Origin of the sequence: Burkholderia sp. MS389 (genome assembly GCF_016899425.1) — a bacterium.
GTDB classification, from domain to species: Bacteria; Pseudomonadota; Gammaproteobacteria; order Burkholderiales; family Burkholderiaceae; genus Burkholderia; species Burkholderia sola.
Genome location: NZ_CP045996.1, coordinates 314,275 through 329,928 on the forward strand (window position 1 = coordinate 314,275; position 15,654 = coordinate 329,928).

A 15,654-nucleotide genomic window follows, 5' to 3' on the forward strand; every position below is an offset into this window, starting at 1 on the left:
CATGATAAATAGGATCAACCGGCGGCGCGCATCCAGGAGTGGCGTGGGCACGGTTTGGCAGTCGGTCGTATCGCGTGTGTCCCCGTTCATGAGGAGCTCAACTTGAATCGCCGAGAACTGTTGAAACTGGCCGCGCTGTCGGCCGTGCCGGGCGCGCTCGGCAGCATGTCGTCCCGGGTCGCGTTCGCGCAGGGCTCGCCCATCCAGCTTGCCTGCCCGGTGCCGATGTCCGGCCCGTTCGCCGCCAACGGCAAGTACGCCGATCTCGGCATGCAGCTCGTCGTCAAGCAATACGGCAAGGTGCTCGGCGCGCCGCTCGCCTATACGGCGCTCGACACCGAGGGCAAGCCCGCGACCGCCGTGCGGCGCGTGCAGGAAATCGCGCAGCAGAAGGGCGTGCGCTTCTTCGCGGGCGGCATCCTGTCGTCCGAATCGCTGGCGATGGGCAAGGAAGTCCAGAAGGCGGACGGCGTGTTCATCACGACGGCCGGTGCGGACGAGATCACCGGCAAGGATTGCAACGCGGCGACGTTCCGCTGGTCGGTGCCGACGTTCGGCGCGATCGAGCAGACGGTGCGCCCGTTGATCCAGATGCTGCCGAAGGCGAAGCGCTGGTACACGATCACGCCGCAATACGTGTTCGGCGACGGCCTGCTGTCGGCCGCGAAGGCGGTCTTCAAGGAGAAGGGCATCGAGCACGTCGGCAACAGCTACCACTCGCTCGCCGAGAAGGAGTTCAGCGGCTACCTGACGAACGCGGCGGCCGCGCAGCCGGACGTGCTGCTGATCCTGAACTTCGGCTCGCAATCGTCTGACACGCTGCGCCAGGCCGTCAGCTTCGGGATGAAGCGCAACTGCACGATCCTGCTCGCATGGGCATCGGGCCTCGAGCAGTTCGAGGCGCTCGGGCCGGACATCTGCGACGGCGTGTATTTCGGCGCGCAGTACTGGCACGGCATCGATTCGCCGCTGAACCGCGATCTCGTGAAGCGCGCGAACGCCGCGTTCAAGGCGAACCCGAACTACAGCCTCGCGGGTTCGTACATCTGCTCGAAGATCCTGATCGACGCGATGGTAAAGGCCGGCAGCGCCGATCCGAAGAAGGTCGTCGCGGCGATGGAAGGGATGAAGTACGACGGCCTCACGGGCCCGGAGGAAATCCGCAAGGGCGACCACCAGGTGCTGAAGAACTACTACCTGCTGAAGGGCAAGCCGAAGGGCCGGATGAAGAATGCGGACGACTATGCCGACATCGTCAGCGCCGGCCAGTCGTTCCTGCCGCTCGACAAGACGGGCTGCAAGCTCGCGTGACGCCGTGCATGCGTTCGCGGCGCATCGCGCGCCGCGGGCGTCCGTTACCTTTCTTTCCGACACGGAAGCCATGAACGTCTATCTGCTGCAGATCGTCAACGGCATCGGCGTGGGCATGCTGTATTTCCTGCTCGCGGTCGGCCTGTCGATCGTGTTCGGCCTGCTGCGCTTCGTGAATTTCGCTCACGGCGCGTTCTACCTGCTCGGGGCGTACCTCTGCTACCAGGCGCTGCAATGGTCGGCGAATTTCTGGGTCGCGCTCGCGCTCGTGCCGCTCGTCGTCGGCGCGTTCGCGTGGATCGTCGAGAAGCTGGTTCTGCGCCACGTGTACGCGCAGCAGCATGAATTCCACATCCTCGCGACGGTCGGGCTCGCGCTCGTGCTGCAGGAGTGCGCGATCCTCGCGTGGGGGCCGCTCGGCGACAACGTGCCGCCGCCCGACGCGCTGAACGGCGTCGTGATCTGGGGCGGCTTCGTCTACCCGAAGTACCGGCTGTTCGTGATCGCGTTCACGGCCGTCCTCGCCGCGTTGCTGTGGTGGGTGCTCGAAGGCACGCGGCTCGGCAGTACGGTGCGTGCGGGCAGCGAGTCGACGGAGATGGTGTCGCTGCTCGGCATCAACGTGACCCGCGTGTTCAGCCTCGTGTTCGCGCTCGGCGCGGCGACGGCCGCGCTGGCCGGCGTACTCGCCGCCCCGATCCGCGGCGTCGATCCGTTCATGGGCATCGAGGCGCTCGGCGTCGCGTTCGTCGTGGTCGTCGTCGGCGGGATGGGGAATTTTCTCGGCGCGCTCGTCGGCGGGCTGCTGGTCGGCATCGTGCAGAGCCTGATGAGCACGCTGTGGCCGGAAGGCGCGCGGCTGATGATCTACGTCGCGATGGCGGCCGTGCTGCTGCTGCGTCCGAACGGTTTGCTGGGGAGGGCTGCATGATCGATTCGTCGAAACCGCTGCCGCCGGGCGCGGCGGCGTCGCAACGCCCGCAGCCGTGGCGCGGCGTGTTGCAGCGGCCGGAAGGCTGGCTCGCGGTGGTGGCCGCGTGCGTGTTGCCGCTTGTGCTGAGCTCGGGCTCGCTCGCGACCGAAGTGCTGGTGTTCGCGCTCGCCGCGCTCGGCTGCAACCTGCTGCTCGGCTACACGGGGCTGTTGTCGTTCGGGCAGGGCATCTTCTTCGGGCTCGGCAGCTACGCGGCGGGGCTCGTGCTGACGCGCGGCGTCGCGTCCGTGACGGCCGCGCTGGTCGCGGCCGCGGTGCTCGGTGCCGTCGCGGCCGCACTCGTCGGCTGGTTCTCGATCCGGCAGCGCGGCACGTATTTCGTGATGCTGACGCTTGCGTTCGGGCAGCTGTTCTATTTCCTCGCGTATACGACGCCGAACGTGACGGGCGGCGACAACGGGCTGCTCGACATCCCGCGCCCGGCGCTCGCCGCATTCGGGCAACCGCTCGTGTCGCTCGCTTCGCCGTGGCGCTACTACGGCTTCGTCGCGGTGCTGTTCGTCGCGGTGTTCTGGCTGCTGCTGCGCGTATCGCGCTCGGTGTTCGGCCGCACGCTGCTCGCGATTCGCGACAACGAAGCGCGCGCGGCGGCGGCCGGCTACGACGTGAAGCGCTTCAAGCTCGCGGCGTTCGTGATCTCGGGCGCGGTCACGGGCCTGGCCGGGGCGCTGCACGCGCTGATGACGGGCATCGCGCCGCTGTCGAACATCGACTACCACACGAGCGAGATGATCCTCGTGATGACGGTGATCGGCGGCACGGGCAACCTGTTCGCGTCGGTGCTCGGCGCGGCGTTCTACGTGCTGTTCGCGGACTGGCTGTCGACGCTGTGGCCGCGCTGGTTGCTGCTGCTCGGCCTCGTCTTGATCGCGGTCAGCCTGGTCATGCAGCGTGGGTTGTGGGGGCTGGGCGAACGCATCGTGGCGTCGCTGCGGCGTAGCGATCGCGCGGCGGCCACGGTCAAGGAGCGGCAATGAGCGAAGCGATTCTCGAAGCGCGCGGCATCGTCAAGCGCTACGGCAAGTTCACCGCGCTGGGCGGCGTCGATCTGCGCATCATGCCGCGCACCGTGCATTCGGTGATCGGCCCGAACGGTGCCGGCAAGACGACGCTGTTCCATACGCTGACCGGCACGCTGCCGATCACGTCGGGCTCGATCCTGTTCGACGGTCGCGACGTGTCGCACGAACCCGATCACAAGCGCGTGCGGCGCGGCATCGCACGCTCGTTCCAGGTCACGAGCCTGTTTCCGAACCTGAGCGTGCGCGAGAATCTGCGCGTCGCCGCGCAGGGCGTCGAATCGCGGCGGGCGTTGAATCCGTGGACGCCGCCGCGCGGTGCGCTCGCGCATGACGGCATCGTCGACGACGTCCTCGAGCGGCTCGGCCTGCAGCGCTTCGCCGATACCGCGGCCGGCGTGCTGTCGCACGGCCAGCAGCGCCGGCTCGAGGTCGGCATGGCGCTGGCGGCGCGGCCGCGCGCGATCTTTCTCGACGAGCCGACGTCGGGCATGGGCATCGACGATCTCGACGACATGAAGACGCTGATCCGCGGCCTGCGCGACGACTACACGGTCGTGCTGATCGAACACAACATGGGCATCGTGATGGACATCTCGGACACGATCACGGTGATGCAGCAGGGGCGCGTGCTGGTCGAAGGCAAACCCGAAGCGATCCGCGGCGACGAGCGCGTGCGCAGCGCGTATCTCGGCAACATGATCACCGGAGGCCGCGCATGATGCTCGACGTGAAAGAGGTTCATGCGTGCTACGGCAAGAGCCACGTGCTGCAGGGCATTTCGCTGAACGTGAACGAAGGCGAGGCAGTGACGCTGCTCGGCCGCAACGGCGCGGGCAAGTCGACGACGCTCAAGACGATCGCGGGCGTCGTCGCGCCGACCGGCGGCACGGTGACGTTCGCGGGCCGACCGGTGTCCGGGCAGCCCGCGCACCGGATCGCCGCGCGCGGCCTGTGCTTCGTGCCCGAGCATCGCGGGATCTTCCGGCTGCTGTCGGTCGAGGAAAACCTGCGGCTCGGCGCGCGTCGCGATTCGCCGTGGCAGCTCGACGATATCTACCGGATCTTTCCGCGCCTGAAGGAGCGCCGTCGCAACGGCGGCGCGCAGTTGTCGGGCGGCGAGCAGCAGATGCTCGCGATCGGTCGCGCGCTGATGAATCATCCGCGGCTGCTGATGCTCGACGAGCCGGTCGAGGGGCTTGCGCCGGTGATCGTCGAGGAAATCGTCGAGCAACTGAAGCGGATCAAGGCGGCCGGCGTCGCGATCCTGCTCGTCGAACAGAACCTCGAAGTGTGCACGCAGCTCGCCGATCGCCACTTCGTGATCGAGCAGGGCGTGATCGTCTACGAAGGCAGCAACGCGGCGTTCGCGGCCGATCACGACGTGAAGGACCGCTACCTGGGCGTCGGCGTCGCATGAGCCGTGCCCTTTCAATGCGAGGAATGGCAACGATGCAAGTACAGGATTCGACTCCGGGCGTCGCGGCGTCCGGCTTGCGCGTCGACGGCGCGCGGCTGTGGGACAGCCTGATGCGGCTCGCGCGGATCGGCGCGACCGACAAGGGCGGCGTGTGCCGTCTCGCGCTCACCGAACTCGATCGCGACGCGCGCGACCTGTTCGTCGCGTGGGCGCAGGACATCGGTTGCACGGTGCGCGTCGATGCGATCGGCAATATCTTTGCGCGGCGCGCCGGCGAACGGGACGACCTGCCGCCCGTGGCGACGGGCAGCCATATCGACACGCAACCGACGGGCGGCAAGTTCGACGGCAACTACGGCGTGCTGGCCGGCCTCGAGGTGCTGCGCACGCTCGACGACGCCGGGGTGCGCACGCGCGCGCCGCTCGAGGTGGCGGTCTGGACCAACGAGGAAGGGTCGCGCTTCGTCCCGGTGATGATGGGTTCCGGCGTGTTCGCGGGCGCGTTCACGCTCGACCATGCGCTCGCGCAATGCGATCGCGACGGCGTGTCGGTGCGCGACGCGCTGGCCGCGATCGGCTACGCGGGCAGTGCGGACGACGGGCACGGCGCGCATCCGGTCGGCGCGTATTTCGAAGCGCATATCGAGCAGGGGCCGGTGCTGGAAGCGCACGACACGACGATCGGCGTGGTCGAGGGCGCGCTCGGACAGCGCTGGTACGACGTGACCGTCCACGGGATGGAGGCACATGCGGGCCCGACGCCGATGGAACTGCGGCGCGACGCGCTGCTGGTCGCGGCCGATCTCGTGCGCAAGGTGAACGAGATCGCGCGTGCGCATCCGCCGCATGGACGCGGCACGGTGGGCTGGGTCGACGTGCACCCGAATTCGCGCAACGTGATTCCCGGCCGCGTGACGCTGACCGTCGACCTGCGCGCGGCCGACGACGCGATGCTGGCGGCGATGGATGCGGAGCTGCGTGCGGCATGCGCGGACCTGGGCGCGGCGGCCGGGATGCGGATCGACATCGAGCCGGTCGTGTACTTTCCGCCGCAGCCGTTCGATCCGGCGCTGGTCGAGCAGGTCCGTGCCGGCGCGCGTGCACTTGGGCTGTCGTCGATGAACGTGATCAGCGGTGCGGGCCACGACGCGGTGTATCTCGCGCGCGTCGCGCCGACCGCGATGATCTTCGTGCCGTGCAAGGACGGCATCAGCCACAACGAGATCGAGGACGCCGATCCGGTGCATCTGGAAGCCGGCTGCAACGTGCTGCTGCACGCGATGCTGGGCGCGGCCGGGATCGCGGAGGGCGCCGCGCAATGAAGATCCTGATTGCCCGGATGAACCACGAGACCAACACGTTCTCGCCGGTGCCGACGCCGCTCGCCGCGTTCGGCCGCCACGGCCCCGACTGGGGCGACGACGCGTATCGCGCGAATCACGGAATGCGTACCGCGATGGCCGCGTTCATCGATGCGGCCGAGCGCGAAGGCGCGGACATCGTGACGCCCGTGTCGGCGGCCGCGAACCCGAGCGGGCCCGTCGCGGCCGACGCGTATGCGGCGATCTGCGACGCGATCGTTGCCGCCGCGCCCGGCTGCGATGCGGTGATGCTCGACCTGCACGGCGCGATGGTCGCCGAGCAGAGCGCGGACGGCGAGGGCGACCTGCTCGCGCGCGTGCGCGCGGCGCTGCCCGATGCGCCGATCGCGGTCGCGCTCGACCTGCACGCGAACGTCACGCAGAAGCTGATCGACAACGCAGACGTGATCGTCAGTTTCAAGACCTATCCGCACGTCGACATGGTCGAGACCGGCGAGCATGCGGCGCGCGTGTTGCTCGACCGGATTCACGGCCGCGCGCGGCCCGTGCTCGCATGGCGGCAGCCGCCGCTGATGACGTCGACGCTGCGCAGCGCGAGCGCCGAAGGCGCGATGCGGCGCGCGGTGGAGGCCGCGCGCGCGGCCGAGGCGGACGGCATGCTCGCGGTGTCGATCCTGCCCGGCTTCTCGCTCGCGGATATCCCCGCGCCGTGCATCAGCGTGGTCGTGGTGGCCGACGGCGACCGCGCCGCGGCTGACGCAGTGGCCGAGCGCATCGCACGGCAGATCTGGGACGCGCGCGACGCGTTCGTCTATCGCAGCGCGCCGCTCGCCGAATCGGTCGCGCGGGCCGCGGCGCTCGCCGACGGCGCGGACCGCCCGGTGCTGATGCTCGATCACGGCGACAACTGCATGTCGGGCGGCCCGTGCGACACGATGGATCTGCTCGAAGCCGCGCTCGCGCACGGGCTCGACGGAATCGTCAGCGGGCCGTTGTGCGACCCGGAAGCGGTCGCGGCGCTGATCGACGCGGGCGTCGGCGCGACCGTCACGGTGCCGGTCGGCAACCGGTTGCCGTCGCACGGCGGCGTGCGGCGCGAACCGTTTCGCGCGACGGGCATCGTGCGCGCGATCACCGACGGCGAATACGTGATTACCGGGCCGACGTATACCGGGCAGCGTGCGTACATGGGACGCGCGGCCGTGCTCGATATCGGCACGGCCACGCTCGTCGTCACCGAGCGCACGCAGGAGCCGTGGGATCTCGGCGTGTTCGAGAGCGTCGGCGTCGATCCGCGCCGCGCGCGCTTCCTGCTGCTGAAGTCGCGGATGTATTGCCGGCCGGTGTTCGTGCCGATTTCGTCCGCGCTGGTCGAATGCGACAGCCGCGGCGTGACGAGCTCGGACTACGGGTTGTTTCGCTACGAGCAGCTCGCGCGGCCGGTGTATCCGCTCGACGACATCGTCGAGTGGTCGGCGGGCACGCGACGCACGGATTGACGGAACCGAACCGGGTGCGAGACGCCGGGCGCGCGCGCTTTCGGGCATCATGCGATGGCGCCGGCCCGTCGGGCAGCAGGGCCGGGCAATCCATTGCGTCCGCAACCGATCCGGAGAACCGACCGCCATGCATTCGAATCCCTTCCGCCTGCGCAGCGCGCGCCTGCTCGCCGCGCTGACCCTCGCCACGACGGCCGTTGCCGTGCACGCCGCCGACTGGATCGTGTCCGGCAACGACGGCAAGTATCAACGCGTCGAGGGCCGCGACACCTATCTGCCTGCCCCGCCCGCCGACACGCTGACGCTGCTCGACGCCAGCACGTTCCCGCCGAAGGTTGCTTTGCAGGTCGACGTCGAGAACGGCATCCAGGGGCCGCCGCAGGCCGTCGCGATCACGCCCGACGCGAAGCTCGCGCTGGTCGGCGCGCCGACGCGCTACGACACGGCCGCGAAGCAGCTCGTGTTCGACACGTTCCTGCAGGTCGTGAATCTCGACAGCGCGCCGCCCGCGATCACGCGCGTCGAGCTCGGCACGCATCCGCAAGGGATCGCGATCGACCGCGCGGGCCGGCTCGCGATCGTCGCCAACGTCGACGGCAGCGTATCGATCCTGCGCATCGACGGCACGCAGGTGACGCTCGACGGCAACCTGAAAATCGGCAAGAAGCGGCTGGCCGGGATCAGCTTCACGCACGACGGCAAGCACGCGCTCGTGTCGCTGCGCGACGAGCAGGGCATCGCGGTGCTGAACGTCGACGACGGCAAGGTGACCGACAGCGGCACGCGGCTGAGTACAGGCGTCGCGCCTTACACGATCGACGTGTCGAGCGACAACCGCTGGGCCGTCGTCAGCAACGTCGGGCTCGCCGGGCTGCCGGGCTATACCGGCACGCTCGCGGGCGACGCCGATTCGGTCGCGCTGATCGACGTGTCGCGCGTGCCGTTCCGCACGGTTCAGTATTTGACGGTGCCGTCGCTGCCGGAAGGCGTCGCGATTTCGCCGAACGGGAAGTGGATCGCCGTGCAGGCAATGGACGGCTCGAACCTGACGGCCGACAACCCGGGCCGCCACAAGATCGGCAAGGTGCTGCTGTTCGAGATCCGCGACGGGCAGGCCGTGAAGGTGAGCGAGGTGCCGGGAGGCGAAGCCGCGCAGGGCATCGCGTTTACCGCCGACAGCCGGCACGTGATCGTGCAGTTCAACGTCGAACGGCAGCTTGCGCTGTATGCGGTCGATGGCGGCAAGCTGCGCGATACGGGCAAGCGGATCGCGCTGACGGGCGGGCCGTCTTCGTTGAGGACGTTGCCGCGCTGACGGGCTTGGCGGGACTGGTCGGCGGCTTGCGGATCAGCTGCGAGATGGCGGAAAACATCATCGCGCGGCTCGACGAAGCGTTGTCAGCCGCGCACGCCGGCGGCGCGGATCACGCGGAACGATGCGGGCCGTTCGGTCGTGAGCGGCATGCGCCCCTTCAAGGGTTGAAGGGGCACGCGAGCCGGCGACGCGCACGCGGGGATGCGCGCGGTACGGCCGCACCGGGTCGCACGACCGCGGTTACGGACGCAGCAGATCGAACCCGCCGAATACCACGACACCGCTGAGCGCGATCATTGCGACGGAGTGCTGGCCGAAGTAAAGAATCGCGGCGGCGAGCCACGTCGTGATGCAGAAGGCGCCGATGCGGGCCATCGTGTGTTCCTCGAATGCGTAATGAAGTGAATGCGTGCCGCACGGCGTTCGCCGCTCGGCGGTGAGCGCCGTGCGGTACGCGTGCAAGCAGACGGAAAAGGCGACTCGGGGAAGCTGCGAGGGCGTCGTCGGCATACGTTGTATGCCGTGCCTCGAAAGTCCGGGAGTCGGAGCCGGCGGCATCGCGCGGTCGGGCCTGAACGAGGCGTCCGACGTGCGCATCCGGCCGGCGAAGCGGCGATTTTACCAGTGCCGTCATGCTGCCAATCTGGCCCTTTCGCGATCAATTGCGATCATCAACGGACAATCCACCCGACCCCGATATTCAAGTTTCGTGTGATGAATGCCGTAAACGGACTGGAAGGCGATTTCCGCCCCTGTGACTTCGTTTACCGACACACGGACCGACACGATGCAGATCGATTTATCCACGACCACGCGATCGCCGCTCGTTGACAGCGGCGTGGCCGCGAACCCGCCGGCCGCGACGTCGTCCACCGGCGGCGCGACGGATGCCGCGAGCACGACGGGCACAACTGGCCCAACGGGCGCCACCGCCGTGACTGGCACGTCGAGCACTCCCGGCACGAAGGATTCGACCGGCGCCGCCGGCGCAACGCCCGGCGCCGCCGGCGCATCGTCGGAGGACCCGGCGGTCGCCCAGCTGAAGGCGCTGATCGAGCGGCTGCAGAAGCAGCTCGCGACCTTGGAGCGGCAGATGGCCGCCGCGGCCCAGCGCGCCAAGGACGACCCGGCCGCGGCCGTCGAGCAGCAGTCGCTGAACGCGGAAGCCAGCGCGATTTCGGCCGCGCTCGCGACGGCGATCTCGCAACTCGCCGCGGCGCTGGAAAAATCCGGCGGGTCGCAGTCGGGCGGGCTGGTGTCGACGCAGGCCTGAGCGGCCGCGGCGGCGTCGGCCGCACGCATTACAATCGTCAGTTCGTCTCCCTCTCAAGGACGGCTGAACGATGAACGCGGAACTCGACGACGACGAACTCGTTCGCTTCGACGCGCACGGCGGCACGCCGCTGCCGGCAGCCGATGCCGAAGGATGGCTCGACCACGACGGCGCGCGCATCTGGCACGCGTCGTTCGGCCAGGGGCCGGCGGTCGTGCTGCTGCACGGCGGCCTCGGTCATGGCGGCAACTGGGGCAACCAGGTGCCGGCGCTGCTCGCGGCCGGCTACCGCGCGATCGTGATCGACAGCCGCGGTCACGGCCGCAGCACGCGCGACGACCGCCCCTATTCGTACGAACGCATGGCATCGGACGTGCTTGCCGTCCTCGATGCGCTGCACGTCGACCGTGCACGCTTCGTCGGCTGGAGCGACGGCGCATGCATCGCGCTCGTGCTGGCTGCCCGCGCACCGGAACGCGCGGCCGGCGTGTTGTTCTTCGCGTGCAACATGGATCCGGGCGGCACGAAGGAGATGGCGCCGAGTCCGCTGATCGACCGCTGTTTCGCGCGGCATCGGAAGGACTATGCGCGACTGTCCGCGACACCGGACCAGTTCGACGCGTTCGTCGCGGCCGTCAGCGAAATGATGCGCACGCAACCGAATTACACCGCGCAGGATCTCGCGGCGATCGCCGTGCCGGTTGCGATCGTGCAGGGCGAGCACGACGAATTCATCCGGCCCGAGCATGCGGCGTACCTCGCGCGGACGATCCCGGGCGCGACGCTGACGATCCTGCCCGACGTGAGCCATTTCGCGCCGCTGCAGCGGCCCGCGCGGTTCAACGCGGCGATGCTGGCGTTTCTCGACCGGCTGCCACGGTGATACGCGGGCAGGACGCACGGCCCGCGGACGAGCGGCGGCGTGCGTCGGCCCGCGTTCAGACCATCGCGTTGTCGGCGCCGGGAATCTCGTGCGCCTTGATCTGCTTGCGCTGCAGCTTGTAGCGCAGCTTCCCGAGCATGCCGTCCTCGTGGCTGACACGCGTGATGGTGCGCACGTACTCGTCGTCCGGCGCGATGGCCTGCGCCCCCATGATCCAGCGCACGCTCTCGCGATAGTCGTACAGCGACTTGTCGTTGACGTCGGCAAGGAAGAACGACAGTGCGGCCATTGCGGCCGGGTGGCCGCCTTCGGCATGCCGGCGCAGTTCGTCGACGTAGCGATGGCGCGACGGATAGTCGTCGATGTCGCCGATGAACATCAGCATGCACTCGAGGCCGTCGGTATGCCCCATCTCGTGCGCCTTGCGCGCGGCCTCGACGGCCTCGACCTGCATGCGCGCGCGTTCGGCCCGGTCCGTGCTGGTCTGCCCGATGTGGTAGTACGTGTAGCCGAGCCGATACGCGGCCATGTTGCCGCCGGCTTCCATCGACTCGCGGAAGTAGTGGGCGGCGCGGTACGGGTCGGCCTCGACATGCGTGCCGTCCTTGTAGAAGCAACCGAGCAGGTAATCGCACGAATCGCCGCCTGCCTCGTAGCCAAGCTTGCAGACGGCGACGGCATCGGCAGGGCGCCGGTTTTCGTACTCCAGCGCGGTGGCGACCTGGTTCCATGCGAGCGAGCCGGGCTCGTTCACGCGTGCCGCTTCGAGCCATGCATCGCCGCGCGCGTCGTCCTGGGCGAAACCGAACGTGCCGGTACGATGTCCGTAGCCGCGCAGGATCATTGCCGCCGTGCACGCGCGAGCGTCCGATGCACGTTCGATCGCGCGGGTCAGCCAGTCGCCATGCGGATCGAGACTGAGCGCCAGTCGCACGCCGATCGCCATCTTCTGGTCGTTGTCGATCGGCTGGTCGCGTTCCGCTTCCTGCAGGCGGGCGTACGCTTTTTCGTAGTCCTCGCGCATGTAATGGCTGTGCGCGAGCCAGCTCAGCGTTTCCCAACGGTGATACGGATGCAGCGCCGCCTGCGCACGCGCGAGCGTCGCGGTGATCGCGTGGCGCGCATCGTCGTCGTCGTCATTCGCGTCCAGCGTATTGCCGGCGTAGTCGTCGCGCCAGATCTCGTGCAGCAGCCGGTCCTTTTCGACCGCGTCGAGGTGCGCGCACGCGTCGGACGCGACGAACGCGCGGATGTGATCGTGCGAGCCGCCCCAGCGCGGCTGCATGTACCAGATGAACGTGCGCATCGGGAAGAACAGCTTCGGGTGGATGTGCAGCGTCGCTTCCATCCAGTACCACTTCTCCTTGCGCAGCTTCTTGCCCTGGACCGGGCCGGGCAGCGCGTCCGGAAATTCCGGCGGGCAGGCGACCGGCACGTCGGGGTTCAGTCCCGAACGCGCGAACATGCGTTGCAGTTCGGTGCGCGTGGCTGCGTCGTCGGCGCCGGCGTTCAACTGCAGTTCGGTGACGGGCCAGCGGCGCTCGCGCACGAGCTGCGCGAGCCACTCGGGTTCGCCGAACGACGACACGCTCGTGAAGATCACCATCGGCGCGCTCCACAACGTCGGCGCGAGCATCAGCGCGCGCAGCGCGGCGACGAGCGTCAGCGTCGCGCACGCATGCGCGCCGATCCAGCCGGCTTCGGTCACCGTTTCGGCCCAGCCGCTGCCGCGGTATTCGTAGGCCCAGTGGTGCCAGTAATGCGCTTCGCACAGCCACGCGTGCGCGGAGCGCGGGTTCGCGGCCTGCCATGCGCGCAGGCGCGCGAGGCCGTCGGCGCCGGCGTCGATACACGGCTGCACGTCGGCCGGCAGCGCGTCGACGTACCGCGCCTCGGCGGTGCGATCGGCGAAGCTGGCGGCGAGTGCGGCATCGAGTTGCGCGTCGAGCGCGGCATAGTCGCCGGCGCGCAGCAGCGCGTCGACGTCGCAAATGGACCAGCGGGACGTCGCGGGCGGAATCAGGTCGGCGCAAGCGGAGGACATGTCGGTATCGGCGGTCATGACGAAACGGGTTGGGGGTCGAAGATGCGGTAGCGCTTCCACGGCAGCGAAAGCCAGTTTCCGGACGGATTGCGCAGGTATTCGCGCACTTCCTGCGTGGCGCGCGACGACGCGGGGCCGTCCTGGCTGCTGCCGCGCAGCCACTGCTGGCGTGCCCGCGCATACGCGAGCCCGAAGTCTTCCCAGCTGTCGAAGCTGTCCTGCGCGCGCTGCGCATTGAGCAGCAGCACGATCCACGCGTGCTGTTCGGACGCCCAGCCGAGCAGCGCGATGCAGCGCACGAGAAACGCGGTGCGCGCGCAATCGAACGCGAGTGCGTCGCGCACGCGCCCGACGGCGGCGAGCTGTTCGTAGAAGCCGTCGTGCGAGCGGCCGACGCCGCGAATCCAGCCCGCGAGGATCGACGGCACGCGCTGCACGATCTGCCACTCGGGCAGGTCGGCCGGCAGGTCGAGTTCGCGCCGTACCTGGCGCGCGAGCTGTTCGCGCTGCGCGTCGGGCAGCGCATGGACGAGGTCGTCGCAATCGCAGCGCAGCCCGTTGCGGATCAGCAGGATGTCGGCGAGCGCGAGCGCCCAGCGGCGGCGGTTCGGCGGCGCCTGCTCGGCCTGCGCCTGCGCGAGCCTGACGGCCGCGGTTTGGCGCACCGGCACCGTGCTGTCGGCGCCCGCGGCCTGGTCGGCGTCGACTTCGTGCACCATCCGTGCGGCGACCCGGAACGCGCGCCACACGTACCACGCGAGCCCCAGCACGGCCGCGCCAAGCAGTAGTTTCAGCATGACGCGCTCCCGTCCGTCGGCGCAGGCAACGCGAACGCCGCGCACAGCGCGGGATCGATCGCGATGCCTTCGATCTCGAATGCGGTCGCGGCCGGCGGCGCGTCGGGTGCGCGCGCGGCCGGCAGTGCATCGGCCGGCAACGCATGGCGCGCGGCCGCCGCGACGGCCGGATCGATCTGCCGCAACTGGCCGAGCGCATACGGTGCATTGCGCAGCAGCAGCCATTGCAGCACGGCCGGCGGTTGCTCGAAATGCTCGATCAGGTGGAAGTTCTCGCTCATCACGCTCAGCAGATGGTCGGACGAGCGCACGTCGGTGACGAAGGTCCACGCGCCGGTGGCCGCACCCGGCGCATCCGGTTCGAACACGAGGCCCATGCCCTCGCAATCGGGATGACGCTCGCCGCGCGGCGCGAGCGCGCGCAGGAACTGGCGGACGTCGTCCGCATAGCGGCGCACCGGATGGCGGTTCTGCTTGCCCTTGATCTGGTCGATGCGCAGGCCGTCGCCGCTCGCCTGCAGGCTGATCGTCACGTGCGGCTGGTTGCCCGCGCCGCGCAGTGTGAAGAGGCGCAGCCGGCCGTCCCGTGCGGCTTGCGCGTACTGCTCGCCGTAGCCGCCGCGCAGCCGGCGGCGATCCGCGAACTGGCCGAGACAGTGCTGCATGTAGTACGACTCGTACGCGAGTTCCTCGCGCAGCGCCGGATGATCGCCGACGAATTCGAACACGATCCCGTTCGGCGTGCGCAACACCTCGCGCAGCGCGAGGCCGCTGCTCGGCACCCAGCCCTTGTCGCGGCGCGCCTGCATCCGCTGGTGCTCGCGCTCCCACATGTCGAGCGCCATCGCGCAGGTGATGCGTTGCAGTTTCTGCGCGAGCCGCGTGCCGGCACGCGAGCGCAGGAATTCGACCAGCACGCGTTCGCGGTCGATCAGCAGCATGTGCTCGGGATCGATGAAGTAGAGCGGCGGCGGTTCAGCGGCGGGCGGCAGCGCCGCATCGGGCGTCGGGCCGGATGCCGGAGATGCCGATTGCGCGCGGAACCGGCGCACGAGCCACTCGGGCGCCGGCCGGTCGGCGCCGGCAAGCGCGCGGTAATCGGCCAGCGAAGCGAGCGGCTGCGCCTGCTCGAACGCCCCGACGACCCAGCGGAAGAAATGGTTGCCGAGCCACGCGAGGATCTCGGCCGGATCGCCGCGCTCGGCGCTGCGGCGCGCGATGGCCGCCTTGATGTCGGGCGCATTGACGACATCGCGCGGCCGATAGGCCGACGCGGCCACGGTTGCGGTCACGGGCTCACTCTCCGGTCGGGCAGGGCGTGCGCAGGCGGTGTGCGCGGGACCCTGGCGGTTCTTCTGGCTCAACGACGAAACGGCGAACGTGCGCGCGCAGCAACGCGGCGGCGTCGCGTATTTCGGTTCAGGTCGGTCGGTGCGTGAAAATCACGCGACCACGCGGGAGCCGACGACGCGGGAGCGGGCGATCGGGAAAGGGCGATTCATTGTTTCTCTCAGGATGGGTTTTATTTTTTGCTTCCGCGAGTCTACTTCGATCCATGCGGATGAATCAATCGCGCCGCTGGCCGGCGCCCGCGGATCTGACAAGACTTATCTCTTTTTCGTCGATTTTCGATACGGCGCCAATCGGTGGCCGGATTCGATGCAGTTGAAACCGACAGGTTTTCCTGAAAAACGGGCATGCGGCTCCGAGCGGGGCGCGGCCCCATCCTGCTTGCCGCGTATCTCATAAGTTTTTCTTTCGGCTCGCGCAACATATC

Annotated in this window: 16 protein-coding genes; 11 read left to right on the forward strand and 5 right to left on the reverse strand. The window is 69.0% G+C overall.

Annotation, left to right across the window (positions count from 1 at the left end; translation table 11 throughout):
- Nucleotides 1-102 precede the first annotated feature (102 nt).
- The 8 genes from GJG85_RS31020 to GJG85_RS31055 all read left to right on the forward strand — a co-directional run bounded on the left by GJG85_RS31020 (nucleotide 103) and on the right by GJG85_RS31055 (nucleotide 8,880).
- Nucleotides 103-1,311 (forward strand): ABC transporter substrate-binding protein, encoded by a 1,209-nt coding sequence (locus GJG85_RS31020; RefSeq protein ID WP_050013637.1) that lies wholly within the window; start codon nucleotides 103-105, stop codon nucleotides 1,309-1,311.
- A gap of 70 nt (nucleotides 1,312-1,381) precedes the next feature.
- A complete protein-coding gene (locus GJG85_RS31025) occupies nucleotides 1,382-2,242 on the forward strand; it encodes a branched-chain amino acid ABC transporter permease (RefSeq protein WP_050013636.1) in 861 nt (286 codons plus the stop codon).
- Nucleotides 2,239-3,282 carry a branched-chain amino acid ABC transporter permease gene (locus tag GJG85_RS31030; RefSeq protein ID WP_089490132.1) on the forward strand — a complete coding sequence of 348 codons (1,044 nt, stop codon included), beginning with the start codon at nucleotides 2,239-2,241 and terminating at the stop codon, nucleotides 3,280-3,282. Before GJG85_RS31025 ends, GJG85_RS31030 begins: the two co-directional genes overlap by 4 nt.
- A complete protein-coding gene (locus GJG85_RS31035; RefSeq protein WP_089490131.1) occupies nucleotides 3,279-4,046 on the forward strand; it encodes an ABC transporter ATP-binding protein in 768 nt (255 codons plus the stop codon). Before GJG85_RS31030 ends, GJG85_RS31035 begins: the two co-directional genes overlap by 4 nt.
- Entirely contained in the window at nucleotides 4,043-4,744 is a 702-nt protein-coding gene (locus tag GJG85_RS31040; RefSeq protein WP_204384722.1) for an ABC transporter ATP-binding protein, read from the forward strand. Before GJG85_RS31035 ends, GJG85_RS31040 begins: the two co-directional genes overlap by 4 nt.
- Nucleotides 4,745-4,776: 32 nt before the next feature.
- On the forward strand, nucleotides 4,777-6,066 hold the full coding sequence (locus GJG85_RS31045) for a Zn-dependent hydrolase (RefSeq protein ID WP_050013657.1): 1,290 nt from the start codon (nucleotides 4,777-4,779) through the stop codon (nucleotides 6,064-6,066).
- Nucleotides 6,063-7,565 (forward strand): M81 family metallopeptidase, encoded by a 1,503-nt coding sequence (locus GJG85_RS31050; RefSeq protein ID WP_124630043.1) that lies wholly within the window; start codon nucleotides 6,063-6,065, stop codon nucleotides 7,563-7,565. The genes GJG85_RS31045 and GJG85_RS31050 overlap by 4 nt, the downstream gene beginning before the upstream one ends.
- 127 nt (nucleotides 7,566-7,692) lie before the next feature.
- Nucleotides 7,693-8,880 (forward strand): beta-propeller fold lactonase family protein, encoded by a 1,188-nt coding sequence (locus GJG85_RS31055; protein ID WP_124630044.1) that lies wholly within the window; start codon nucleotides 7,693-7,695, stop codon nucleotides 8,878-8,880.
- 240 nt (nucleotides 8,881-9,120) lie between these two features.
- Here the strand turns inward: GJG85_RS31055 and GJG85_RS31060 are convergent, their stop codons facing one another.
- Nucleotides 9,121-9,390, reverse strand: coding sequence for a hypothetical protein (locus tag GJG85_RS31060; RefSeq protein WP_176015849.1), 270 nt, complete (start codon nucleotides 9,388-9,390; stop codon nucleotides 9,121-9,123).
- A gap of 120 nt (nucleotides 9,391-9,510) precedes the next feature.
- Nucleotides 9,511-9,825, reverse strand: a complete 315-nt coding sequence (locus tag GJG85_RS35130) for a hypothetical protein (protein ID WP_239469039.1) — start codon at nucleotides 9,823-9,825, stop codon at nucleotides 9,511-9,513.
- Between GJG85_RS35130 and GJG85_RS31065 the strand changes: the two genes are divergently transcribed.
- Together GJG85_RS31065 and GJG85_RS31070 are read left to right on the forward strand one after the other, a co-directional pair.
- Nucleotides 9,719-10,153 (forward strand): hypothetical protein, encoded by a 435-nt coding sequence (locus GJG85_RS31065; protein ID WP_235356206.1) that lies wholly within the window; start codon nucleotides 9,719-9,721, stop codon nucleotides 10,151-10,153. The genes GJG85_RS35130 and GJG85_RS31065 overlap by 107 nt on opposite strands.
- A 70-nt stretch (nucleotides 10,154-10,223) precedes the next feature.
- Entirely contained in the window at nucleotides 10,224-11,036 is an 813-nt protein-coding gene (locus GJG85_RS31070) for an alpha/beta hydrolase (protein WP_089490129.1), read from the forward strand.
- Nucleotides 11,037-11,091: 55 nt separating this feature from the next.
- Here the strand turns inward: GJG85_RS31070 and GJG85_RS31075 are convergent, their stop codons facing one another.
- From GJG85_RS31075 to GJG85_RS31085, 3 genes are read right to left on the reverse strand one after another with little or no spacing between them, the layout of a single operon-like run.
- On the reverse strand, nucleotides 11,092-13,080 hold the full coding sequence (locus tag GJG85_RS31075; protein WP_235356202.1) for a DUF4034 domain-containing protein: 1,989 nt from the start codon (nucleotides 13,078-13,080) through the stop codon (nucleotides 11,092-11,094).
- 14 nt (nucleotides 13,081-13,094) lie between these two features.
- Complete coding sequence (locus GJG85_RS31080) at nucleotides 13,095-13,877, reverse strand: DUF1266 domain-containing protein (protein ID WP_050013626.1); 783 nt, start codon at nucleotides 13,875-13,877, stop codon at nucleotides 13,095-13,097.
- On the reverse strand, nucleotides 13,871-15,169 hold the full coding sequence (locus GJG85_RS31085) for a hypothetical protein (RefSeq protein WP_050013625.1): 1,299 nt from the start codon (nucleotides 15,167-15,169) through the stop codon (nucleotides 13,871-13,873). The genes GJG85_RS31080 and GJG85_RS31085 overlap by 7 nt, the downstream gene beginning before the upstream one ends.
- Nucleotides 15,170-15,257: 88 nt before the next feature.
- Between GJG85_RS31085 and GJG85_RS31090 the strand changes: the two genes are divergently transcribed.
- Nucleotides 15,258-15,626, forward strand: a complete 369-nt coding sequence (locus tag GJG85_RS31090) for a hypothetical protein (protein ID WP_204384726.1) — start codon at nucleotides 15,258-15,260, stop codon at nucleotides 15,624-15,626.
- The last annotated feature ends 28 nt before the right edge of the window (nucleotides 15,627-15,654 follow it).

Excerpts from the sequence above, each read along its gene's own strand:
- GJG85_RS31025 (WP_050013636.1), top strand. The coding sequence starts at position 1,382 with ATGAACGTCTATCTGCTGCAGATCGTCAACGGCATCGGCGTGGGCATG.
- GJG85_RS31035 (WP_089490131.1), top strand. The coding sequence starts at position 3,279 with ATGAGCGAAGCGATTCTCGAAGCGCGCGGCATCGTCAAGCGCTACGGC.
- GJG85_RS31075 (WP_235356202.1), bottom strand. The coding sequence starts at position 13,080 with ATGTCCTCCGCTTGCGCCGACCTGATTCCGCCCGCGACGTCCCGCTGG.
- GJG85_RS31080 (WP_050013626.1), bottom strand. The coding sequence starts at position 13,877 with ATGCTGAAACTACTGCTTGGCGCGGCCGTGCTGGGGCTCGCGTGGTAC.
- GJG85_RS31055 (WP_124630044.1), top strand. The coding sequence starts at position 7,693 with ATGCATTCGAATCCCTTCCGCCTGCGCAGCGCGCGCCTGCTCGCCGCG.
- GJG85_RS31040 (WP_204384722.1), top strand. The coding sequence starts at position 4,043 with ATGATGCTCGACGTGAAAGAGGTTCATGCGTGCTACGGCAAGAGCCAC.
- GJG85_RS31030 (WP_089490132.1), top strand. The coding sequence starts at position 2,239 with ATGATCGATTCGTCGAAACCGCTGCCGCCGGGCGCGGCGGCGTCGCAA.
- GJG85_RS31070 (WP_089490129.1), top strand. The coding sequence starts at position 10,224 with ATGAACGCGGAACTCGACGACGACGAACTCGTTCGCTTCGACGCGCAC.
- GJG85_RS31050 (WP_124630043.1), top strand. The coding sequence starts at position 6,063 with ATGAAGATCCTGATTGCCCGGATGAACCACGAGACCAACACGTTCTCG.
- GJG85_RS31045 (WP_050013657.1), top strand. The coding sequence starts at position 4,777 with ATGCAAGTACAGGATTCGACTCCGGGCGTCGCGGCGTCCGGCTTGCGC.
- GJG85_RS31060 (WP_176015849.1), bottom strand. The coding sequence starts at position 9,390 with ATGCCGACGACGCCCTCGCAGCTTCCCCGAGTCGCCTTTTCCGTCTGC.